The sequence below is a fragment of the Nostoc sp. LEGE 06077 genome (assembly GCF_015207705.1).
Lineage (GTDB): Bacteria > Cyanobacteriota > Cyanobacteriia > Cyanobacteriales > Nostocaceae > Nostoc_B.
In genome coordinates this window covers 1-23,979 of record NZ_JADEWI010000027.1, presented here as the reverse complement: position 1 = coordinate 23,979, position 23,979 = coordinate 1, and the positions used below count along the sequence as shown (strand labels likewise).

15 protein-coding genes are annotated in these 23,979 nt (G+C 40.1%); 10 read left to right on the top strand and 5 right to left on the bottom strand.

The features are described 5' to 3' along the window. Window positions 1-191 precede the first annotated feature (191 nt). A complete protein-coding gene (locus tag IQ244_RS17680) occupies window positions 192-3,266 on the bottom strand; it encodes a non-ribosomal peptide synthetase (RefSeq protein ID WP_193896373.1) in 3,075 nt (1,024 codons plus the stop codon). A gap of 910 nt (window positions 3,267-4,176) precedes the next feature. Further along, on the bottom strand, window positions 4,177-4,668 hold the full coding sequence (ruvC, locus tag IQ244_RS17675; protein WP_193896371.1) for a crossover junction endodeoxyribonuclease RuvC: 492 nt from the start codon (window positions 4,666-4,668) through the stop codon (window positions 4,177-4,179). A 210-nt stretch (window positions 4,669-4,878) separates the two neighbouring features. Between ruvC and IQ244_RS17670 the strand changes: the two genes are divergently transcribed. Both IQ244_RS17670 and tsaE read left to right on the top strand, forming a co-directional pair. Next, window positions 4,879-6,249, top strand: coding sequence for a gluconeogenesis factor YvcK family protein (locus IQ244_RS17670; protein ID WP_193896369.1), 1,371 nt, complete (start codon window positions 4,879-4,881; stop codon window positions 6,247-6,249). A 77-nt stretch (window positions 6,250-6,326) separates the two neighbouring features. Continuing rightward, complete coding sequence (tsaE, locus tag IQ244_RS17665) at window positions 6,327-6,782, top strand: tRNA (adenosine(37)-N6)-threonylcarbamoyltransferase complex ATPase subunit type 1 TsaE (protein WP_193896367.1); 456 nt, start codon at window positions 6,327-6,329, stop codon at window positions 6,780-6,782. Window positions 6,783-8,348: 1,566 nt separating this feature from the next. Here tsaE and IQ244_RS17660 read toward each other — a convergent pair. Continuing rightward, window positions 8,349-9,689 (bottom strand): dihydroorotase, encoded by a 1,341-nt coding sequence (locus IQ244_RS17660; protein ID WP_193896365.1) that lies wholly within the window; start codon window positions 9,687-9,689, stop codon window positions 8,349-8,351. Window positions 9,690-9,933: 244 nt separating this feature from the next. On the opposite strand from IQ244_RS17660, the gene lepB reads away from it, so the two are divergent. From lepB to IQ244_RS17625, 7 genes are all read left to right on the top strand, one after another. Then, a complete protein-coding gene (gene lepB / locus IQ244_RS17655) occupies window positions 9,934-10,575 on the top strand; it encodes a signal peptidase I (RefSeq protein ID WP_193896363.1) in 642 nt (213 codons plus the stop codon). Between the two features lie 15 nt (window positions 10,576-10,590). Continuing rightward, on the top strand, window positions 10,591-11,409 hold the full coding sequence (locus IQ244_RS17650) for an MOSC domain-containing protein (RefSeq protein WP_193896361.1): 819 nt from the start codon (window positions 10,591-10,593) through the stop codon (window positions 11,407-11,409). Window positions 11,410-12,392: 983 nt separating this feature from the next. Next, window positions 12,393-14,228, top strand: a complete 1,836-nt coding sequence (locus tag IQ244_RS17645) for a GGDEF domain-containing response regulator (RefSeq protein WP_193896358.1) — start codon at window positions 12,393-12,395, stop codon at window positions 14,226-14,228. A 253-nt stretch (window positions 14,229-14,481) separates the two neighbouring features. Next, the gene (ldpA, locus tag IQ244_RS17640; protein WP_193896356.1) at window positions 14,482-15,651 is read left to right on the top strand and encodes a circadian clock protein LdpA; all 1,170 of its coding nucleotides are present in this window, start codon (window positions 14,482-14,484) and stop codon (window positions 15,649-15,651) included. 40 nt (window positions 15,652-15,691) lie between these two features. Further along, window positions 15,692-17,431, top strand: coding sequence for a R3H domain-containing nucleic acid-binding protein (locus IQ244_RS17635; protein ID WP_193896354.1), 1,740 nt, complete (start codon window positions 15,692-15,694; stop codon window positions 17,429-17,431). Window positions 17,432-17,782: 351 nt separating this feature from the next. Next, window positions 17,783-18,562: a class I SAM-dependent methyltransferase gene (locus tag IQ244_RS17630; RefSeq protein WP_193896352.1), complete on the top strand. Its 780-nt coding sequence runs from the start codon at window positions 17,783-17,785 to the stop codon at window positions 18,560-18,562. Window positions 18,563-18,670: 108 nt separating this feature from the next. Continuing rightward, window positions 18,671-19,201, top strand: coding sequence for a hypothetical protein (locus IQ244_RS17625; RefSeq protein ID WP_193896350.1), 531 nt, complete (start codon window positions 18,671-18,673; stop codon window positions 19,199-19,201). A gap of 45 nt (window positions 19,202-19,246) precedes the next feature. On the opposite strand, the gene IQ244_RS17620 is transcribed toward IQ244_RS17625, so the two are convergent. Both IQ244_RS17620 and IQ244_RS17615 read right to left on the bottom strand, forming a co-directional pair. Continuing rightward, on the bottom strand, window positions 19,247-20,407 hold the full coding sequence (locus tag IQ244_RS17620; protein WP_193896348.1) for an extracellular solute-binding protein: 1,161 nt from the start codon (window positions 20,405-20,407) through the stop codon (window positions 19,247-19,249). A 358-nt stretch (window positions 20,408-20,765) separates the two neighbouring features. Continuing rightward, entirely contained in the window at window positions 20,766-21,503 is a 738-nt protein-coding gene (locus IQ244_RS17615; protein WP_193896346.1) for a dienelactone hydrolase family protein, read from the bottom strand. Window positions 21,504-22,771: 1,268 nt separating this feature from the next. Here IQ244_RS17615 and nifH point away from each other — a divergent pair. Next, window positions 22,772-23,662, top strand: a complete 891-nt coding sequence (gene nifH / locus IQ244_RS17610; protein ID WP_193896344.1) for a nitrogenase iron protein — start codon at window positions 22,772-22,774, stop codon at window positions 23,660-23,662. Window positions 23,663-23,979: the final 317 nt, after the last annotated feature.

Below are 23,979 nucleotides of genomic sequence, written 5' to 3'. Positions count from 1 at the left end.
GATAAATTAGGAATAAAGATACCAGATGTAGCCTCAGCATTTGGCAATCAATAAAAAATAGTTAAAAAAGTTCACTATTGTTTGATTGAGGCATAAATTAAGGATTTCATACTCTAGTCAGCCTATTCATTTAAGAAAATGAAGTTTTCAGATTCCCGACTTATGAGAAAAATCGGGAATCTAATTTTATCCTAATAGTTTAGGGATGCTGTATCTTGGAGATGTTTAGTCGAGAAATTTTTATCAAAGTTGGGTAAGTATTGTCTAATGAGATTCTTATCTATTGTTGGACACTCAATATTAGTCCCCTGAATAGCATGAAGGACGTTTTCTGTTTGAAAGTTGGGAGTGCGATGGTGTACCTCTAAAATAGTGCTACGGTCTTGATATACTTTCTCTTGAAAGAATGAAATCAATGGATGTAAGGGATTCGTTGTTGATAAAGTAGAGAGAGAATTCAACCAGTTTTTGGGAGAAATCTTTTGTAGAGGATAGCCCAACTCTTGAATGTATTCAAATATTTCTAAATGACTTAATTCCTTTTCCTGGGGTACAAGGATGTTGTACTGACCACCTGTATATTTTGCATCCAAAGAAAGATGGGCGATCGCCTCAGCAACATAGTCTACAGGTGTTGGAACCCAACGTTTTTCGGGAAAATCTGGATACATACCCATCTGAATGCAACCACTAACAAAGCGGTAGAACATATCATTGAGGTTCGCAACTTTGGTTTGTCTGTGTCCAGAAATAAAACCAGGACGGTAAAGAGAAACGGCTAATCCTTCTGCTTGGGCTGAGTGCAACATCCGTTCCGCTACCCATTTTGACCTTACATAGCCATACTCTACAGATATAATTCCTTCACATAGATCAATATCAAACTCCTCTGCAACTTCATTTATACCCAGTAATGATGTGATTGAGCCATAAACTGCGAGGGTAGATAGATAATGCAGCGTTTTATGACGACGATGTGCGGCTAAAGTCAGGATATTTGCAGTCCCATCAACATTAGATTTTTTGATGAGTGAGTAAGGTTTGATATAGTTAGTATCAGCAGCGACATGATAAATTTGGTCAACTTCTTCACCCAATTGGTCAAATAACTGTGTTGATAATTGTAACTGTGGTTGCTCGATGTCGCCATTAATGACATTTACCCGTTCCAGTTTTGCTGTGGGTAACTGATATTGTATGAAGGTTGTACGTAGCCTTTCAATTGCAATAGCTTGGCTTTCTGCCCTAATCAAGCAATAAATTTTTCTATAGCTACCTCTTGTCAAGAGTTCATCAAGCAAGTGTGCGCCCAGAAAACCTGTCGTACCTGTAATTAATGCACAGTCATATTTAGCTTGTGGTGGGTGTTGCCAAATTGATGTATTCAAATCTGGAGAAAGTACGGCTTCTGCTTTTAAGTCAATGTGTCTATCATCAGCAACACTTTCGCTTTTGAGTTTAAACTGCTCTAATAATCTTGCTACATCCGATGGTGTGGGATACTCATAAATCAAACGAGAAGGAATGGTGACACCAAAATCGCGTTCGAGTCCATATAAGATATGAGCAATGCACAGTGAACTACCACCCATCTCAAAGAAATTGGAGTGAGGCTTGCAAGTACCCGTAGGCAATTCTAAAGCTTCATCAAAAACTACCGCAATTTTGATAGAGTTATCCATCGTATCAGTAACAAAAGATGGTGTTTGAGGCAGTTCTGGTAAAGCATTTCGGTCTACTTTGCTGCGATTAGGTAGCAAAGGTAATTCATCCATGAACACAAACCGAGTAGGCACCATATAATCTGGTAGTTGTTCGGCGGCAAAGCGTTGTAGGTGCTTTTCTATCAAAAACTGTCCAGCCTTGGGAACGATATATGCTACAAGCATCGATACGCCATAATTTTCTGGCACATCACTACTTTCTATATGTGTAGTTCTAATTGCTTTAACTGCATTCATCTGTACTCCAGGATGTTGGGCAAGTATCATTTCAATTGCTTCTATTTCTATCCGCTTACCCCGAATTTTCACCTGATGATCAGATCTACCGGCATAGTGTAACAGCCCTGCATGAGATGGATCTTCGTAAACGATATCACCCGTTTTATATATTTTGCCCACACCAAATGGATTGTCGAGAAAACGATAATGTGTAATCTCCGGTTTATCTAGATAGCCTTGAGCTACTCCCATACCACCTACATATAGCTCGCCCTTTTCACCACGAGGACAAATTTGGAGTTCTTCGTTGAGAATGTATAGCTCTACGTTTGGTAGTGCATAACCAATAGGCAGGCTAATATCCTGTTGCTTAAACTCATGTATTGTGCAACAAACTGTTATTTCTGTTGGCCCATAGGCATTGAAAAAGCGTGTGTGTGGCGAAACCCAGGCTTGAGCAAGTGATACAGGACAAGCTTCACCACCTACTACCACCATTTGTAAATCAGGTAAATAATTGCGGAAAGGTGTGAGTGTTGCAAGTACAGAGGGAGGTAGCATCACCCAATTTACGCTGTGTTTTGTGATGAAGTTTGCCAAAAGTTGTCCAGGAAGCATTTGCTCTCTTGCACCAAGTACTAAAATTGCTCCACCACATAAGGCTGTGAAGATTTCCCAAACTGCTGCATCAAAACTGATAGAAGCAAACTGAAGTAAGCGTAAACCTGGCGTGATATTAAAAGTGTTACAACTAGCTTCTACAAGATTGAGCAACCCTTGGTGGGTCAGCATTACGCCTTTAGGCACGCCTGTAGAACCAGATGTATAGATGATGTAAGCTAATTGATCAGGCTCTACGGAAGGTAATGAAGAGGATGTAGTTAAAGGTTGCCAGACTGTAGGAGTGTCTAAAAAAAACATCTGTCCATCCAAACCACTCTGCCGCATTGCTGGCTCGATATCAAAGGCAAATTTTTGCTGTGTCAGAATTGTGGTTAATTTAGCGTCAGCAATCATATAACTGAGCCGCTGACGAGGTAAATCAGGGTCAAGAGGAACAAAAGCTGCACCTGCTTTTAAAATGGCACAAATTGCAATCACCATTTCCAAAGAAGGTTCGATACACAATCCCACTAAACTGTTTGGTTTTAGCGAATTTTGGGCTGTTAAGTATTGAGATAACTGTTCTGTCCGCTGCTGTAATTCACCATAAGTAAATTGCTGATCTTCTATAATGACAGCCAGTTCATCATGATATTTCTGAAACACGAAATCTATTAGAGAAACTACTGTTTGATGGATGGGGGAATTTTGAGTATTCATTATAATTACAGATACGTATTTGCTCAAAAAATGCGACATTAGATGTGGGTAGATAGAAATGATAAGACTGAAGCATTCAAGCAGAAACTGGTAAAAAAATAGAATAGAAATATTAGCAATCCCTACTCATTTGCTTGGTCATTTGAGATGCTATGTAAATCCTATGTGACTTGTGGATATATTGATTTGATGAACGAATTGCATACATCAATTGAGAAGCTACAGGATAAATGATAGCGACATAAAGCTATTTATTATTAAACAAAGTCTTTGCCAAGAGGCAGAGTATATTCAAAAGAGAAAAGCTCCACAAATTATGGCAAAGTGGGCAATACTACTAGTTCTTCTAAAAATTACTAAATTTAGATTTAGATATTTGTTCAGCAATTTATACTGATGTATTTTTTAATCTAGCTTGGAAAATTATCATCTGAATTTCCGAAGACAAAAATATGCAGCTAGAAATTTATCTTGACACAGCTTATTTTAAAGGTCTAGATGTTAATTCAAATCTTTAACTTCATAAAAACACTATAATCAATACCTATGCAAAAATGTTTAAGTATGTGACTTAAAAATACTTTTATCTTGATCACTTACTAAATAAAGGTTTTCATCAATCTTTTATGAATGATTTATTTTATCTAAATACTTTTTCAGAAAACAAATATTGTAATTTTAAACTTAGCAGTAATTATACGTAAGTAAGGCAACAATGGACTTTTTGCATTGACAGCTTGATTAAAACAGAATTCTGGCAACTGATACAAATCTCAGCTTTCAGCAAAAAGCGATCGCTTTTTCTCAACCAAAGTTGATCGGTTCATGCGATCGCGCTAACAATAGCCATATAATTTTAAACCGCTGACTTTTCAGTTCAGTTCAACTAATTATTCTCGTTTTCTAACAATCATATTTGAAATGATGCGGCCAAAGCGACTGCCAGAGCATCTGCGGCATCATCTGGTTTCGGAATTGTCTCTAAATTCAACTCCCGTGCGACAGCTGCTTGCACATCAGATTTATCCGCATTGCCATATCCGGTTAAAGCTTGTTTAATTTGTGCTGGGGTAAATTCTACATAAGGTAAGCGATGTTGTCCCAAAACTAGCATCAATACACCTCTGGCTTGTGCAACAAGGATAGTACTTGACATACGATAGAAGAACAACTTTTCGATCGCAACCAAATCTGGTTGTAATTCCTGAATCAGGGTGTGCATATCATCAAACAAGGTACACAGGCGCTGCCCCATTTCTGTACCTGCTGAGGTACTAATTACCCCAAAGTCAAGCATATCTACCGTTGTGTCTTGTCCCTTGTCGAGGCTTTGTTTGCAAGTAATTGCGCCAAATCCTAAAATTGCTAATCCAGGATCTAAACCTAAAATTCGTTTTTCCATTAAATTAACTTTGCCCAAGCCAGGGTATTGTTTTACTCGGCAGAACTTATATTTGTTGAAATTGGGTGTCAATTGCCTGTTGCCTGCTCCCTCTTAATTGTTGTCAGTCTCAAAGCATTGAAATATTTCATAATGACACACTTGGTGTTAAAACCAGTTAGTGTAGATTTTCTGTTATTCATTAGTTTGTAGCACTGCTTTAAATCAGGTATGTCAATTGGTTTTCTCAGACAAGCCCTCAACGCCCTGCAACAGCAGTCGCGCAGCCGCACATCTTATCGGGTTAACCAGTGGTTTAAGTGGTTATCTCCTGGATTATCAGTAAAACGCTGGTTACTTATCAGTGTTGGTGGTGTATTTTTGGCAAGTCTGGGGTTAGCTATATGGGTGAAGTTGACCCCAATTTTTTGGCTGTTGGAGTTGTTGAGGGGTTTTCTGGGAGTCATTACTAACATCTTACCCAACTATATCAGTGGCCCTTTGGTGCTGCTGGGGGGCTTGCTTTTGCTGTTGTGGGGACAAACTCGCACTGTCGGCTCAATTACTCAGGCGTTTCAACAAGAAGGTGAAGCAGAACTGATTGATCTTCTGTTGGCGCATCGCCGTTTGTACCGTGGGCCAAAAATCGTGGTCATTGGTGGTGGTACAGGACTTTCGACGTTGCTGCGGGGACTAAAAACTTATAGTGCTAATATTAGTGCGATCGTCACCGTCGCTGATGATGGCGGATCTTCTGGGCGGTTACGTCAAGAATTTGGCGTGCTACCTCCCGGAGATATTCGCAATTGTTTAGCAGCATTAGCTGATGAAGAAAAGTTATTAACTGAATTATTCCAATACCGCTTTCGGGCTGGCGATGGATTGACTGGTCACAGTTTCGGTAACTTGTTTTTAACTGCTATGAGTGATATTACTGGGGATTTGGAACGGGCTGTAGCTGCTAGTTCTAAAGTGTTGGCAGTTCGTGGACAAGTTTTGCCAGCAACCCTGAGTGATGTTCGCTTGTGGGCTGAATTAGCAGATGGCCGCCGTATAGATGGGGAATCGAGCATTCCCAAAGCTGGCGGTAAAATTGTGAAAATTGGCTGCACACCAGCTAATCCACCAGCGTTACCCGCAGCCATTAAAGCCATCAAAGATGCTGACTATATTATTATTGGGCCGGGTAGTCTTTATACCAGCTTAATTCCTAATTTACTAGTACCAGAAATTGCGAATGCGATCGCTCAAACTAAAGCCCCTCGCATCTACGTCTGCAATATTATGACTCAGCCAGGAGAAACTGAAGGATACACTGTTGCTGACCATATCAGAGCCATTGATGCAGCTTGTGGCAACAGACGTTTGTTTGATGCTGTACTAGTACACAAAAAATCACCTTCTCCCCAGTCGCTCATCCGTTATGCTCAACAAAATTCTCATCCAGTTTTCGTAGATAGAGAAGATGTATCGTTATTAGGGCGACGGGTTGTTTTAGCTAATGTATTATATGAGGATGAAACTGGTGTTGTACGTCACAATCCCCAGAAACTAGCCAAAGTTTTGTTGCGGTGGTACAGTGGCACACATCATGGAAAATGATAATTAATCCCAAGTGAATATTCAAAAGTTCATAGTGAGTGAACCATTGACTATTGACCATTGACTATTGACCAATAATGAAAATTTTTCTTGCAGATGTACAAGCAACCCTCTATCTGGGTAGAAAACTAGGTCAAACTTTGACTCCAGGGAGTGTTCTTTTACTAGAAGGGGACTTAGGTGCTGGTAAAACTACACTTGTACAAGGCATCGGTCAAGGTTTAGGAATTACAGAATCAATTGTTAGTCCTACTTTTACTCTGATTAATGAATACAATCAAGGGCGCATACCCCTGTATCACCTAGATTTATATCGCCTAGAAGCACAAGAAGTTGCCGCTTTAAATTTAGAAAGCTATTGGGAAGCTATGGAAGTAGAACCCGGAATTGTCGCGATAGAGTGGGCGGAAAGAATGCCTTACCAGCCGGAGAGTTATCTGAGATTGCGTTTAATAAATGGAGATGATGGTAATCGGCAAGCCGAGATTACAGCAATACATTGCAACATCCATGAATTCATTGCTAAAATCTGAATAATTTATTTACATTTAGCGAAAATACTATATATTTCTTCGGAATTATGCAGTGTCATGTAAACAACTTTTGGGTAGGCAGAAGATGTGTAGATTATCCTACCCAAAAGAAGTGTGAGCGGCAAAACTTGCCGCTCAGAATTCATACTTCATTGCTGTAGGTTCAGAGGATTTTCTGGATGTGGTTCTATTAAGTGAACCACCAGGACAAGTGTCCTAGCCAAATCAGCCTCACATTGTGATGACACTACAAAATTTTGCCGATAGCCGAGGGCGGATAATACACTCGTTCTATCTACCACTACCGCGTTCATCGAAGAAATTGACTAACATTACTGCCTTCATTATTCAAAAATCAATGAAATACTGTGCAATAGGAATTTGGCCTTGATTGACATTTACTAGCTACTGCGTTTAGCTAAATTTGGCGTATGCTCGCAGATGATATTGCTGTAGATGTCGGAAATATTGAGTCAAAACTTTTGAATGAAACAATCCTTTGGAGAGTGACATCTAGCAAACTGCCAGATTTTTTGAGTGCCTGCACTCAAGGGCAATTACATTCAAATTAAGAAGTGACTTTAATTTTTTGTCTAGGGAATCATCTTTTTGAGAAGGCTCATAAACAGATGACTTACAGTTAGCCAGTACGTACTGGTACATTTGTTTGATCTACTTGTATTCTGTTTCTCTTCGCACCTTCCTTTGATTAACTAAGTAAATTGTTTCTTTTAGTGTGTTTAATTGGATGCCAGTTTATTTGGCGATAACTCCAGTTTTCTTACTGCGGCTGGCTTTTTCAGTGCCAACTGCTGAGAAAAAAATCAATCAGAAGTGTAAAAAATAGGTTTTAAGATCGTCCAAATTAAGTGCATATAAAATTTATATATGTATAAAACTGAGTTTTCACAGAAATTTGCCCGTTTACTTAACCCTATTAATTCTCTTCATTTTTTAGCTGAAAAATCCGGATAGTTAAACACAAAAGGCTAGTTAAAGAAGGTTAAAAGATTGACGATCGCTATAGCCATCGTGTCATCTATCCATTGACCTAGTATTCCCAAGTTAAGACTAGGATCTGCAATCAAAAAGTAACTAATGATAAACTTATGAGGTAAAGTAATTTAAATTAAGTATTTTTAAAAGAAAATCTTATATTCATACTGAATAACTCTTCATAAAGCCTAAATATTTTTAACCAAGTAGCATAGTATTTATACGACTTAGAATCGTATAAACACTAAATTTTTCTCTTCAAAATCTGGATGCTAGTATTTCTACGTAGTTAGTCTAGTTAGCTGCAATAAAAGATTTAATTGCTTCTTTGACCAAAAGAATTAAGTCAAAAAATGAATGGAGAGATTGTCCCTTGAGTTGAAAAATTGGCTACTCAACTTCTTTGAGGATTTCTGCTGTGATCACGCCACGAATACTGCCCGTCCAAACTTAATATTCTGAAGGACATAGTAGTTTTTTTGATTTCAGCCCAAATTTGACATCAAGGAGCCAAATTATGACCTGAAGATGATGACGATGATGCCTTTTGCTTTTTAGTTCTAAACTACGTCAGTCTGAGTTCAATGTTTCCGACAAAAAAGTTAAAGCTTGACCGCGCACTTCCGTATTTACCTGATTCCGTTCATAAACAACCTGTCCCCCAACAATAGTAGTTACAGGCCAGCCTGTGAGGTTCCAGCCTTCAAAGGGACTCCAACCACACTTGGTTAATAATTCTTCGCGGCGGACTGGACGGTAAGTATCCAAGTCTACGAGTACCAAATCGGCATCATAACCAGGTGCGATCGCTCCTTTATTGGGAATCTGATATGCTTGCGCTACCGCCTGTGACATCCAGTGAGCAACTTGTGCCACAGTACATTTGCCCTCCATTGCCGCAGTTAACATCAAAGGTAAAGAAGTCTCAACCCCTGGCATACCTGAAGGCGTATTGGGGTATTCTTGGGCTTTTTCTGCCAAGGTATGGGGGGCATGATCTGTGGCGATAAAATCAATTACACCATCGCGTAAAGCTTGCCAGAGGACTTCGTTATCGTGGGGCGATCGCAACGGTGGATTCATCTGTGCTAAAGTGCCAATCTCCTGATATGCACTGGTATTTAATAACAAATGCTGTGGTGTCACCTCAGCCGTCACCCAACTTGGTTTATCCTGACGTAACAACTCGGCTTCTTCGGCTGTAGACATATGTAAAATATGCAGCCGTCGCTGATATTTTTTAGAAAGATTTAAAGCTTTTTGTGTCGCCAACAGTGCAGCTTGATTATCTTGAATTTGCGAGTGAATGGCTGGGTCATGAATGCCAGCAAATTCTTGTCGCCGTTGGTTGATGCGTGCTTGATCTTCAGCATGAACAGCAATTAAGCGCTTCCCCTGAGCAAAAAGAGCTTCCAATACAGCATCTTGGTCAACGAGTAATTGACCGTGCATTGACCCCATAAAAATTTTAATTCCCGATGTTGGCTGGGCTGTGAGCAAATCTGGCAAAACTTCTGCGGTTGCGCCAATAAAAAAGCCATAATTCACCACACACTTACTCGCAGCACGTTGAAGTTTGTCATCTAGCGCTGCTTGGGTAGTAGTCAAAGGGCGGGTATTGGGCATTTCTAAAAACGAGGTGACACCACCCTTAGCACAGGCACAACTGGCAGTGAACAAGTCTTCTTTATGTTCTAGTCCTGGTTCCCGGAAATGCACTTGTGGGTCGATAACACCTGGCAACAAAGTTAACCCTTGTGCGTCAATCTCTCTGGTTGCGATGGTAGCAGCAATCTCTGGTGCTACTTCCACGATGCGGCGATCGCGTGTGAGTACGTCCCCAAGCATAAATTCACCACTGGGTAGGGCAATCTGAGCATGGCGAATTAATAAACTTTGTAAAGATGACATGGAGTTTTTAAAATTTACTTAAGGAGTTATGTGTTTCTGAGAACTCTGATTTTAGGTTAAACTTGGTTGCCCTTTGCGTGATCAATTTTTGCAGCTTATTAAAAAAAAGTTTATTTTTAACTTATGAATCTGTCTGTGAAGATGCCAAAACCCACTGTGAAAAGTCAATACTCCCGTTAAAATTAACAGATAGAGTCTCCCTGCGCTAGTTAATTCCTACACTTTTCCTTACTTCAGTACTTTCATGCAAAATCAAGTGTCTGATCAAAATTCTAGTCAAAAACCTGATAATTCCTGGATCGCCGAGTTAGGTAGAACAGTTGTATTAAGTATCGTTCTTGCCCTTGGCATTCGTACTTTTGTTGCTGAAGCTCGCTGGATTCCTTCTGGTTCTATGGAACCAACTTTGCATGGTACCCAAAATCAGTGGGAGGCAGACAAGATTATTGTTGATAAGTTGAAGTATAAGTTTGCCAGCCCCCAACGAGGAGATATTGTTGTTTTTTCACCAACTGACGAACTCAAAAGAGAACAATATCAAGATGCTTTTATTAAACGTGTAATTGGCTTGCCAGGAGAAACAGTAGAACTACGGAATGGTGAAGTCTACATCAATAATAAACCTCTTGAGGAAAAAAATTATCTCAGTTCTAATCAGCGTACAGTCGTTGATGTTTGCACTTCTGGACAGCAACCCGCTTTCTTGTCAAACCCTCAAACCATACCGCCGAATTCCTACTTAGTCTTAGGGGACAACCGTAACAGTAGTTACGACAGCCGTTGTTGGGGTGTTGTGCCGCGTGAGAATATTATCGGCCGCGCTGTACTGCGTTTTTGGCCTCTAAATCATGTTGGTGGTATTGATAAATCGCCAGTGTATCCATAACCGAGTGATCCTGTAATGCCATACCTAGCCAAAATCTTAATTTACCCGATTAAGTCACTAGATGGGGTAGAGGTGCCACAAGCCGAGGTTTTGTCTAGTGGCGCATTAAAGGGCGATCGCGAGTTTGCTATTTTTGATGCAAAAGATAAATTTGTTAATGGTAAGCGTTATCCCCAAATTCATTTACTACGAGCTAATTACGCCAGCCCATTTGAAGAATCACAATTTAGCATTTCCCACAAAACTATATCTCTACAAATCCCTAACCAGGATTTACCACTAGTTTTTGATTTGGATCAAGAAAAAAAAGAATTAGCCGCAACTTTAAGTGCTTTTTTTGGGTTTTCTGTAACCATAGGGCAGAACCCACTGATGGGCTTTCCTGATGATACAGACTCTCCTGGGCCAACCGTGATTAGTACGGCAACTCTAATAGAAGTGGCTTCTTGGTTTCCTGGGGTAAGTATTGAGGAAATGCGTCGTCGTCTACGTGCCAACATTGAAATTGCAGGCGTACCTCCCTTTTGGGAAGATCAATTATTTAGTCAACCAGATAAGTTAGTTTCCTTTCGAGTGGGAAATGTGCTGTTTTTCGGAGTCAACCCATGTCAGCGTTGTATAGTACCAATGCGCCATCCTGAGTCAGCCACAGCTTATCCAAATTTTCAAAAAATATTTATCCAACAACGACAAGCAACATTACCCAATTGGGTTAACTCATCCCACTTTAATCATTTCTATCGGTTGAGCGTGAATACTAGACTGCCCACATCAGAATCTGGGAAAATATTAGAGATTGGCGATGAAATTGAAATAATTTCTGACATTCATTAATATTAAAAATTGAAGATATCGAGGCTTGTATCTGTTGTAAATGGTATGTCTATCTACGCCCCGCTATACTAGTATGTAATTTTGCTAGACAGAGTTAAATTTTTATCTTCAGGCTTTTAGTTGCAAATGCAATGTTGATAAACTCTCTGCTGAGAATATATAATTTCAACTTTTATGCAAGAGGCTTGGGTGAGCAAGTATCAATCTATTGTTGATTTTGGCTAAACAGATATTTTGATATATCACTGAGCTAGAGCAAGTAATTTACGTTACTATAACAAGGTTTGAAGACTTAGTATAATAATTAATTTGCTGATAGTATATATGCGTATAACTTGGCAAAAGTAAATCTTTATACTAAAAATAGTAATATCATTTGCTGTTTTTAACTTTGCACATAGTAATAACCTTGCTCAAAGTATATATCTGATATAGCTTAAGTTCTCCAAAAATTGGAGTTAGGGAAAAACCAAACAACAATGTTATCCAAACTTCAACTTGCTAAATCGCTTAACCTCAGTATAGGCAAAGTTTATGCCAAGATACCCATAAGATTAGTTCTAATTAAGTCTGTGATTAGTCTCTATATCCATCTTGCGTTGCAAGATAGATATACTGTGATAAAAAAACTGGCTACTCAGTTAGAAAACAAGGTGTTGCTGAATTCCAGCATTTATCCATTTAGCAAAGTACATTTTGATAGCGGGAAAGAGGCGCTTAGACTAGGAACTAGAGGCTAGTGTTATGTGCCGGATATAAATGAAACCTGCTATAAGCAATAATTCTTGTAAAGCAGGCAAAATGCTAATTTCACAACATCACCAAAATCATCACACAAATACGCAAGGCAGAAGATGAAATCTGCAATCTCATAAGGGAGCATTTTCAGGCTCATATAGAAAGCAAATGTGCCGGTTTTTGAAGGATTTAGCTAATAACTATCAGTTTGAGAAAATTATGGAATTGATTATAAGCAAGACATAATGAACTACCAACAGTTAGACCCGGATAAAAAAGATATCTTAATAATAGATGACAAGGCAGATAATCTGCGAGTTTTATCCTCTCTACTGGCTAGAAAAGGATACAACGTTCGTAAAGCCTTAAATTGGCAAATGGCTTTAACTGCTTGTCAAACAGTTTTACCGGATCTAATTTTACTCGATATTATGATGCCGGAAGTTGATGGTTATGAAGTTTGTCGGCGTTTTAAAAGCTGGGATTTAACCGCAGATATTCCCGTAATTTTTATTAGTGCATTAGATGATGTTTTCGATAAAATCAAGGGTTTTAGATTAGGAGGAGTAGACTATATTACTAAACCCTTTGAGTTTGAAGAAGTTGTGGTACGTGTCCAAAATCAATTGGAGCTTCGATCCGCACGCTTAGAGATACTAAGACTGAATATGGAACTAGAACAAAGGGTTAAATCTCGCACTTGGGAACTAGAAAATACTCTCCAAAAACTGCAAAGAGAAATTGATTCTCGGCAACAACTCCAAGATAAATTGCTAGATATAGTTTTACATGATTCACTGACTGGATTGCCAAATCGAGTGCTATTTTTGCGACAACTAGGTAAGGCTCTCAACCTTGCTAGAGAAGATATCAAATATCATTTTGCTGTACTGTATTTAGATTGCGATCGCTTCAAAGTTGTGAATGATTCTCTAGGTCATATTGTCGGAGATGAATTACTAATTGCTATTTCCCATCGTCTGCAATCATGTCTCAACCCAGGTGACACTCTGGCACGATTAGGTGGTGATGAATTTGGGATTCTTCTAGAAAATATTACAGATATTAATTCTGCTATCCAAGTTGCTGAAATGATGCTGCAAGAGTTATCTATGACATTTAAATTGTCTAGATATGAAGTATTCATGAATGCTAGTATTGGGATTAATTGGGGTAGTAAAGACTACGAAAAACCAGAGTATTTATTGCGCGATGCTGATACAGCTATGTATCGTGCTAAAGCTCAAGGAAAGGCGAGGTATAAAGTATTTGATCCGGCAATGTATCACGAAGCGATCCAACTTCTAGAAATAGAAAATGATCTGCGTAGAGCTATTGAAAGAGAAGAATTAATTATTTACTATCAACCAATTATTTCTCTTCAGACAGGTAGAGTTACGGGATTTGAAGCCCTATTGCGTTGGCTACATCCAGTTCGGGGTTTAATGGCTCCTACAGAGTTTATCCCCATAGCAGAAGAAACAGGTTTAATTAACGATATCGACATCTGGGTTTTGCAATCAGCCTGTCATCAATTACGGATGTGGCAAGCACATCCAGCTGTACCAGAAAATCTAACTATTAGTGTCAATTTAAGTGCGCGTCTGTTTACTCAATCTAATTTAATTTTCCAGATTGATAAAATTATTGATAAAACCAAAGTAAATCCATCAAATCTAGAACTAGAAATTACTGAAAGTATCATTGTAGAAAATACTAATTTTGTGAGAACAATTATTGAAGAAATTAAGCAGAGAACCATTAAGTTAGTTATGGATGACTTTGGTACTGGTTACTCTTCCCTCAGCTATATACATAGCTTGCCACTAGATTCATTGAAAATTGATAAATCATTCGTTAACCGAATGCAATTTTATCAAGATAGTATGGGATTAGTACCAACAATAATTAGTATTGCTAAATCAATGGGTATGACTGTAATTGCTGAAGGCGTAGAAAACGAAGAACAAGTAACACAATTAAGAAGTTTAAACTGTGACTTTGCTCAGGGTTTTCTATTTTCTCAACCTCTAGAACAACAATTAGTAATTGATTTTATTGCATCTATGCCTCAGTGGTAAATATAGTAACTCTATATGATGTGTGAATCACTTGTAGAGCTAGAGAAACACGAGTAAAGTAATTATAGTTACAATTATTTATATAAAAACATATATATTTATTTTCTGGGTAAATAAAAAATATTTGCCGTAGTTAATTGACGGAATCTATCAAAAATGAGAGTCTGGGTACTCAGAAATACAGCAGCGTGTTAGCCAAATTTTTATCGATTAAAGACTACTATTTTCAGTTACATAACAGCATAATAGAAATGTGACTGATTTGTTTGCCCCTTTACATTCCTTGGAAAAAGGTAACTGGTTCAAGCTCATTTGTGGAGCCAGCTACCAGCATCTACCAGCAGTCAGAAGTTTAACCTTAGCCTACACTTTGGCGGGTGCTGACTGCATAGATGTGGCTGCTGATCCGGCGGTGATAGCAGCAGCTCAAGCCGGACTGCAAGTAGCTAAAAGCTTGACGATAGAAGCCCAACAACGAGGCTTGAGTTATCAAGGTGGTTCCCCCTTGTTAATGGTGAGTTTGAATGATGGTGAAGATCCCCATTTTCGGAAAGCTGAGTTTGATGCGCTTCAGTGTCCCGCAGATTGTCCTAGACCTTGTGAGCGAGTTTGTCCAGCACAAGCGATCGCATTTCAACGGACACAAGATAATTTTTCAGGAGTAGAATCTCAGAAATGTTACGGTTGCGGTCGTTGCATACCAATATGCCCATACGGTATAATTTATACTAGCTCTTATATCTCAACGCCAACGGCGATCGCGCCAATGATAATTTCCACGGGAGTAGATGCCGTAGAAATTCACACACAAGTAGGACGATTAGGAGAATTTCAAAAATTATGGCAAGCTATTTCACCTTGGGCTGAACAATTGAAGGTATTGGCTATCAGCTGTCCCGATGGCGAAGGCATGATTGAATACCTAAGCGCAATTTATAACCTAATTACCCCACGTCCGCGCACCTTAATTTGGCAAACTGATGGTCGTCCTATGAGTGGTGATATTGGAGATGGTACCACTCTGGCGGCAGTCAAATTAGGAAAAAAAGTTTTGGCAGCTAATTTACCGGGATATGTGCAATTAGCAGGTGGCACAAATAGCTACACCGTTGCTAAGTTAAAGGCAATGGGACTACTGAAACAAGCAAGGGGGCAGGGGAGCAGAGGAGCAGGGGAGAACAATTCTTCCTTCCCCTTCGCCCCTCCGCCCCTCTGCCCCTCTGCCTCAATCGCAGGAGTCGCCTATGGTAGCTATGCCCGTGTATTGCTGTCGCCAATTCTCGAAAAGTTGGAGAATAAGGAGGTGAGTCAAAGCAGTGTGAAAGCGACTGTCCGCCTGGAAGCAGAACCAGACTTATTGTGGGAAGCTGTAGCGCTTGCCCATTCTCTCGTTTCCCAGATCAAGTCACAGCAGGAGCGATAATCGCTCGTTCGTTATCTCTCAAAACGTCACCATAGAAAGCATGACGATTAAAGACGATCTCCAAAAGTTATTAGACATCTTGCCCCAAGACTTGCGACAAGTACTAGAAAATCATCCTCAGCGAGATAGTTTAGTTGAGGTAGTCTTGGATTTGGGTCGTCGCCCAGAGGCTCGCTTTCCTAACCAAGCTGAGTATCTGAGTGAAATACCCGTAACTCAAGCACAAATAGATGATTGCATTCAGCGAGTCGGCACCTTTGGCGGAGATAATCGAGCAGGAATTGAGCAAACTTTGCATCGGATCAGTGCTATCCGTAACCGTAATGGTAAAATAATCGGCTTAACTTGTCGTGTCGGTCGTGCAATATTCGGTACTATTGGCATGATCCGCGATTTGGTAGAAACAGGTAAATCCATTCTGATGCTGGGTCGTCCAGGTGTGGGTAAAACTACTGCCCTACGGGAAATTGCCCGTGTGTTGGCAGATGAATTAAACAAACGAGTAGTAATTATCGACACCTCCAACGAAATTGCTGGAGATGGTGATGTTGCTCACCCTGCTATTGGTCGTGCTAGAAGGATGCAAGTAGCTCATCCAGAACTTCAGCATCAAGTCATGATTGAAGCTGTGGAAAACCATATGCCAGAAGTCATTGTAATTGATGAAATCGGCACAGAACTAGAAGCTTTAGCCGCCCGTACCATTGCGGAACGCGGTGTGCAACTGGTAGGTACTGCTCATGGAAACCAAATTGAAAACCTGATCAAAAACCCCACACTTTCTGATCTGGTTGGTGGTATTCAAGCTGTGACACTGGGAGACGACGAAGCCAGAAGGCGCGGTTCGCAAAAAACGGTGTTAGAACGCAAAGCTCCTCCTACCTTTGAGATTGCTGTAGAAATGTTAGAACGACAGCGTTGGGTAGTTCACGATAGTGTTGCTGACACAGTAGATACTTTGTTGCGTGGACGACAACCAAGCCCACAAACACGCAGTGTGGATGACCAAGGCAAAGTCGCTATGACTCGGCAGCTATCTGTGGTTAATGGTCGTGGTGGACAATTAGCCAGCGGGGAAGACACTTTTTCTTCTGGGCGACAACAACCTACTGGCTGGCGTGCATCGGGACAGATGGTAGCCTTACCACCATTGACTATAGAGCGAGAAAAGGCAATTGGGCAGAGCGAGTTTGACCGCTTGTTAGAGGAATCCTTTAACTACTCAGACAGCATTGATTTCGCTGCGACGAAGACTGCTGGGCCAAATGGGGAGGATTTGCCTCTGCACGTTTATCCTTATGGGGTAAGTCGCCATCAGCTAGAACAGGTAGTTAGCGTGTTGACTTTACCTGTAGTCTTGACAAAAGATATAGATAGTGCAGATGCAATTTTGGCGTTGCGATCGCACGTCAAAAACCACGCTAAACTTCGGCAACTGGCCAAAGCCCGTCATGTACCCATCCACATGATCAAGGCCAGCACCATTCCCCAAATTACCCGTGGTTTGCGACGCTTGCTGAACATTGATGAACCAGAAATTGCTGATGACCGCGAACTGCAACTTTTCTTGCACAGCGGTAGCGATGATGAAATTGATGCCCTGGAAGAAGCAAGACTTGCTGTTGAGCAAATTGTCATTCCTAAAGGACAACCAGTCGAATTATTGCCCCGTTCTCCCCAAGTTCGTAAAATGCAGCATGAGTTGGTAGAACACTATCGCCTCAAATCCCATAGCTTTGGCGAAGAACCCAATCGTCGCTTAAGGATTTATCCGGCGTAATTTCAATTCAAGACTGACGCACAAAGGTTAGTTGTTGAAGTTGGGTTTAAGGGTGTGGGGGTGTAAGGGTTTTGAACAAATACACCGTTCGGCTGACGCTCACGGCGAAGCCCCTACACCCTCCTCCAAACTCTTGATTTTTCCTCTCATTGCGGAAAATTTTACTCAATATGAATCAATACGGTTCAGTTAAGGTTGTCAGCTTATCGATCTCAGAAGAACCAAGACTTGGGGTATTCTCCCCCAAACCCCCGATTGGGGAACGGTTGCGTCCCCCAAACCCCCTCCAAAAAATAGATCTGTTTTATGTGTAGCAATTAATTTATTTTCTTAACTGAACCGTATTGCAATATGAATAAGATTTCGCCATCCAAAGATAATTGGAATGCTTTACTTTATGAAGATAAACACGCTTTTGTGTGGCAATATGGCGAAGATTTGCTGCAATGGCTGAACCCTCAACCAGGAGAGTTAATTTTAGATATTGGTTGTGGAACTGGGCAACTTTCCGCCAAAATTGCCGAGTCTGGTGCTGAAGTGATGGGAATTGATAGCGCCGCCACCATGATTGATAAGGCTAGACAAAATTATCCAAATTTAAGGTTTGAGGTTGCTGATGCGCGGAACTTACAAATAGACAAGTCATTCGATGCAGTGTTTTCTAATGCTACATTGCATTGGATCAAAGAAGCAGAGACAGCGATCGCATCTATATATCAAACACTCAAGCCAGGCGGGCGTTTTGTGGCTGAGTTTGGTGGTAAAGGTAACGTCCAGGCGATCGTACAAGCATTGTACGTGGCTTTTGCACAGATTGGTCTACCCAACCCCCAAGCTTTAAATCCTTGGTATTTTCCCAGCATTAGTGAGTATACTATCTTACTAGAACAGCAAGGTTTTGAAGTTAGCCAAGCTATTTTGTTTAGTCGCCCCACTCCTTTAGCTGATGGGACAGTAGGTATAAAAAATTGGCTGCAAATGTTTGGTAATAGTTTTTTAGCACCATTATCGACTGAGCAACAAGTTGAAGTTATACGTATAGTGGAAGATTACCTCAAACCCACACTTTACCGAGATCATGCTTGGATAGCAGACTATCGAAGAATTCGCATCTTGGCTATCAAAGTTTAGCTTGTGTGGAACTTTAGCAGATAAAGGCAGACATTTATTTTAGATACATTGGGGATATAAGTGGTAAATTTCACTACCTTTAGTCTGTCAATCAAAGGGTGTTAGTTTATGTCTAGACAGAAACTGCAAAAATCGTTGCCAATATTTCTGGGTTTCAGCTTGAGTGCAATTTTTATTTCGTCCTTCTCTCCCTCACTAGCCGAAACATCCTCCGTGCTGTTACCTTCGGATGCACCTTTGGAACTAGACTTATTGACTAAACCCAACAGCAATATAATTACAGCTAATACTATTAACCCACAGGGATTAACCACTCCAAGTTTATGGTTAGCTCAAGCTAATTCTGAAAATAAGTTGTTGGATAATTGGATAGCGTATCCGGCTTCTGCAAAAACACCTGGGCGAGTAGATGTGATTGTCAATCAGCAAGTTTGGAGCATACTAGATTATCTAGAACGCTACAGCTTTGTGAATCGCTTAGGTAATGTTGCCAGAAAAGATGTTTATAATCTGCGGGTGTTTAATTATCAGCAGGAACTTTTGGGGAGTTACACTTGTAACTTCCAGACAAACCCAACATTATGCCGCATTCAGATAAATTCTTTAAATAGATTAGGATTGCAGCAATCTTCTGAGTGAAGGTGATAGGTTATAGGTTACAGAGTTAGTAGTATTTTGAATTAATTAACTGGTTTTGATTTTGGTAAACAGAGATTCATACTGTTTTACTGTTGTTGTCGGTAATGGTAGCAAGAATTCGCTTTTAGTAAAAAGTTGATGATTTGTCTGTAACAAACTACGAATTGGTTCGGAAATATCAGTCTTTGCAATATCAGGAAAAATTGGCGAATTGGTTCTAGTTTTGGCAGTAATTTGCTTGGCGATTTCTGGTTGCCAACAGAAATCAATCCATTTAGATGATATGTCGTTGTTGCTGGCTTTGGTGGGACGTACCCACAAATCTGCCCAGATGGCTGTTCCTGATGAGGGGATAACTACATTTAGTTGGGGATAACGTGACAGTAGTGGTAACACATCACTTGACCAACCAACGGCTAACCAAGTGTCTCCAGTCACTAAAGGTTCTAGATAGGTATTAGAACTATAGAATTTTACCTGTTGGTTTAAGGTTTGTAGTTCTTTTTCGAGGTTGGGTACAGTGTCGAGGTTTTCTGTGTTGTATGATTTGCCAAGTTTCTTTAACACTAAGCCGATTACTTCTCTAGAATTATCTAGTAAAGAAATTTGCGATCGCAACCCATCTCGCCATAAATCACTCCAATCCTGTGGTTGCCAGCCTAATTCTTGGAATTTATGGCGATCGTATACAATCACTGTACTACCCCAACGATAAGGCGCAGCCCATACTTTACCTTGAGGATCTAAGTTACCTTGGTCATTGCGCGTTACTAGTTGTCGCCATCTTTCATCCAAATTCGACCAATATTTTAATTGTTTGACTTCTGTATCTTGTAGAGGTTGAATTAATTTCTGTTCAATGGCACTTTTTAGCCAGTAATCTCCCAAACTTACCAAGTCAACTACGGTAGTTGTTTGCGAATTGATAAATGGAATCCATCGAGTCCAAGCTTGTTTATCGTTAGTTTTTGGTTGTTCTTGCCAACGCTGCAATTGCTGATATAAATTTTGTATTTGGTCAACTGGGGCAAATTTTAGCTGCGCCTTTGGCTGCAAAGCTTGGCTAAATTTATCGACTACTTGACTAGGAATAGAATTTTTCAATAATTGAATGCTGAGTTTGGTTTGGTTTTTATTGTCACACCCAACCAGTAGTTGCGACAGTGCCAATCCACCTGTACTGAGCAAAAATGAACGTCGATCCATTGATTTTGGATATGTAAACTTAGATTTTAGACTATTGTCTTACATTGCTCTCAAAAAGTGCGGGAATAGGAAAGAAGCTTTTCTGAAAAAATCTCGATAAGTGCAAACGGCTATTTGCCCTAAGCTTCCAGGAATATGAAGTGAAATTTCCTATTGCTCTGGTTCAAAAATTCAATATGATTTTTATCGAATCAAAGTACTTGTGCAATTCCTAAAATAAATGCCTCCTAGTCATGGAGGCAAAGCGTAAAGCATCCTAATATTTCTGGTGCAACAATAACATGGAGTTAAGAATATTCAATGAGGGTAATCACCCTGCACTGATATGGCGCACAAATGTGCGCCTCTCTAATTTTGACTAAGAAAATATTTTGGTTAAGAAGGTGATGATTTCTGACCAAGCAGATGTAGCCGCAACAGCATCGTAGCGATAACCATCATCGCGCATGAAGGTATGTTCAGCTTCATATAAGAATACTTGATGAGGTACATTAGCATCTGTAATTGCTTTAATTAATGTATGGCGATCGCTTTCGGGAATGTGAGGATCAAGAGTACCGAGTATTAGCTGGATTTCACCTTTAATTTCACTCACTCTATGAATAGTATCAGCTATGCCTTTACCAAGTTTGCCACTGGGAATACCAGTCGGGTAGCAGCAGACAGCAGCTTTAATTTCATTGTGGAAGGCGGCGCGAAAAGATAAATGTCCGCCAATGCAAAAGCCGAGAGTGCCGATTTTATCGGGATTAACAGCCGCGTCAGCTTTAAGAAAATCAATTACAGCCTGACAATCTGCATCATACTCTGCGATCGCCGTGCGGCGTGCATCATCATTACCGCGCATTCTCCCTAAATCATCTGGTTCAATTACTGCACCAATTGGTTCTAAGCGATGAAAAATTTCGGGTGCGGCGACAACATAGCCAAATCCTGCTAGGTAGTTAACCAAACGAATCATTGGGCTACCTAATTGATAAATATCACTGTAAAACAAAACGCCTGGGTAAGTTCCCGCTGGTTTGGGAGAGGCGACATACACCCGCATCAAGCTGTCATCTACTCTTAACTCGACATTGCGCTTAGTGATTTGCACTTGTTTGGCTCCCAGTCATAGTTGTTTTCATTAGCTTTTACAGTATTAAGTGATGATATCGGGATAGTAGAGCGAAAGCCTCACAACGGAAATAAAGATACATTTAAAATTAGGTAAAAAACTCATCTTGTCAAAATATGTAAATAACTTGTGTAGGTTCAGAACCCTAACTTCTCAAATAAGTCAGGGTTTTTGTTATTCACGTATCGTTAGTGATAGTAGATAAGTTCAAATCAAACAAAAAGGAAAAATTAAAATGTCAGCCAAAACTTTATAATCTCACCAATCTCATGACAGCATTAATGTCTAAGTAAAATATTAATTAGCATCATTAACTAAAAGCAAAAATACTTCAAAATTCGATCAGAAAATTAGTCAAACGGTGTTAAGCTGACTGTAGGAATCAAAAAAGTAAGAACGCAAAAGACTTCAAGAAAAAATTGAGTTTACTCAATAAAGTCCTTTTGCTCTGGTAAATCCACTTCAATATCGTGACGCTTTTGGCTAACGGTAGAAATCAACCAGATAAACAGGATTGTAACCTCTATACAACCTTGAAGTCAGTGAAAACTTGCTTAGATAATTACTAGTCAGAATTGGCTATAAAAGCTAGTATTATCAGCCAGAAATAATTACTCTAGGAGCCTGGGAAGAAAGACTCTTAGTACAATCTGGCAATCTAAAAAAATCAGAAAGGTTACTGAAAATAATGCAAGCCTAACAAACTCTATCTTTGTCATAAAGGATTGATTTGACCGCATTAATTACTAGCAGATTGAGTAATTTTTCAGGAATATTTGTTAGCAATACCAAAGTAGCGATTGCTCAATATCTCAGGATATCATTTGGGGCGATCGTGATGAGAAGATTTGAGTAGTTGTGACATATCCAAAAACAGGTAAATTGTAATTGATCACCATTCAGAGTGTAGTGCAATTTTGGTTGGTTGGGTTTATTAAAACCTGGGGAAATGTCAATTGCCACTGTCACCACTCTTAAGGCTTGAGCAACCGATGGGGATTTAATTACACCAACCTGTAATGTTTATGTCTAGCTTTTCTCAACTTTGCTTTTCATGAGATGAAATGTCTGCACACACCCGATAGCAACCAGGCTACAAATACCGATTTCATCTCTTGAGATTTATCTGAATCTGCATTTGGTAATACTTGCAATATTCCAGAAAGATAAATTCTCAGGTATGCAACCTTTAAACGCTATTGACTCTCCAACTTTCCAATCACAATCATCACAGGAAAACACCAACCATGGCTATTGACAAAAAAATCAGACAAATCGCTTTCTACGGTAAAGGCGGTATTGGTAAATCTACCACTTCTCAAAACACCTTGGCAGCTATGGCTGAAATGGGTCAACGCATCCTTATCGTAGGTTGCGACCCTAAAGCTGACTCTACCCGTTTGATGTTGCACTCTAAAGCACAAACTACAGTATTGCACTTGGCTGCTGAACGTGGTGCAGTAGAAGACTTAGAACTAGAAGAAGTAATGCTCACAGGCTTCCGTGGTGTTCGTTGCGTAGAGTCTGGTGGCCCAGAACCCGGTGTAGGTTGCGCTGGTCGTGGTATTATTACCGCTATTAACTTCTTAGAAGAAAACGGTGCTTACCAAGACGTTGACTTCGTATCTTATGACGTATTAGGCGACGTTGTGTGTGGTGGTTTCGCTATGCCTATCCGTGAAGGTAAAGCACAAGAAATCTACATCGTTACCTCCGGTGAAATGATGGCGATGTACGCTGCAAACAACATCGCTCGTGGTATTTTGAAATATGCACACACAGGCGGCGTGCGTTTGGGTGGTTTGATTTGTAATAGCCGGAACGTTGACAGAGAAATCGAATTGATCGAAACTCTGGCAAAACGCTTGAACACCCAAATGATTCACTACGTACCCCGCGACAATATTGTTCAACACGCTGAATTGCGCCGGATGACAGTAAACGAGTACGCACCCGATAGCGCACAAGGTAACGAATACCGCACCTTGGCTAACAAAATCATCAACAACGAAAATCTAAAAATTCCTACCCCAATTGAAATGGAAGAACTAGAAGAATTGTTGATTGAGTTCGGTATTCTCGAAAGCGAAGAAAATGCTGCCAAAATGATTGCTACAACTGCTGATAGCAGCAAGTAATTTTGATGTAGTCATCAATAATTTCTGAGCAACCAGAACCCCGGTTTTTATCAAAGCCGGGGTTCTGGCATTTTTCATTTTTACTTTTTCGTCATTATCCGAGTTCTGAGGCTCAAGTTTGAGGTTCAAAGGGTGAAAGGTGAGCCTTTGAGGGTGGAGTTTCAGCCTTTTTGCTTGAATGTTGAGGTTCATACCAATTCACGAAAAACATGATAGAAATAGTTAAATCAGAAATATGAGCAGACGTTCATGGCAGGAGTCACCAAAGTAAAAATAAAAGAGTCAGCCGAGGAATTACGTGAGCGGCTGAGAAAACA

Bases quoted from the DNA above. Each gene is read 5' to 3' on its own strand.
- IQ244_RS17680 (WP_193896373.1), bottom strand. From the start codon at position 3,266: ATGAATACTCAAAATTCCCCCATCCATCAAACAGTAGTTTCTCTAATA.
- ruvC (WP_193896371.1), bottom strand. From the start codon at position 4,668: ATGGAAAAACGAATTTTAGGTTTAGATCCTGGATTAGCAATTTTAGGA.
- IQ244_RS17670 (WP_193896369.1), top strand. From the start codon at position 4,879: ATGTCAATTGGTTTTCTCAGACAAGCCCTCAACGCCCTGCAACAGCAG.
- tsaE (WP_193896367.1), top strand. From the start codon at position 6,327: ATGAAAATTTTTCTTGCAGATGTACAAGCAACCCTCTATCTGGGTAGA.
- IQ244_RS17660 (WP_193896365.1), bottom strand. From the start codon at position 9,689: ATGTCATCTTTACAAAGTTTATTAATTCGCCATGCTCAGATTGCCCTA.
- lepB (WP_193896363.1), top strand. From the start codon at position 9,934: ATGCAAAATCAAGTGTCTGATCAAAATTCTAGTCAAAAACCTGATAAT.
- IQ244_RS17650 (WP_193896361.1), top strand. From the start codon at position 10,591: ATGCCATACCTAGCCAAAATCTTAATTTACCCGATTAAGTCACTAGAT.
- IQ244_RS17645 (WP_193896358.1), top strand. From the start codon at position 12,393: ATGAACTACCAACAGTTAGACCCGGATAAAAAAGATATCTTAATAATA.
- IQ244_RS17635 (WP_193896354.1), top strand. From the start codon at position 15,692: ATGACGATTAAAGACGATCTCCAAAAGTTATTAGACATCTTGCCCCAA.
- IQ244_RS17630 (WP_193896352.1), top strand. From the start codon at position 17,783: ATGAATAAGATTTCGCCATCCAAAGATAATTGGAATGCTTTACTTTAT.
- IQ244_RS17625 (WP_193896350.1), top strand. From the start codon at position 18,671: ATGTCTAGACAGAAACTGCAAAAATCGTTGCCAATATTTCTGGGTTTC.
- IQ244_RS17620 (WP_193896348.1), bottom strand. From the start codon at position 20,407: ATGGATCGACGTTCATTTTTGCTCAGTACAGGTGGATTGGCACTGTCG.
- nifH (WP_193896344.1), top strand. From the start codon at position 22,772: ATGGCTATTGACAAAAAAATCAGACAAATCGCTTTCTACGGTAAAGGC.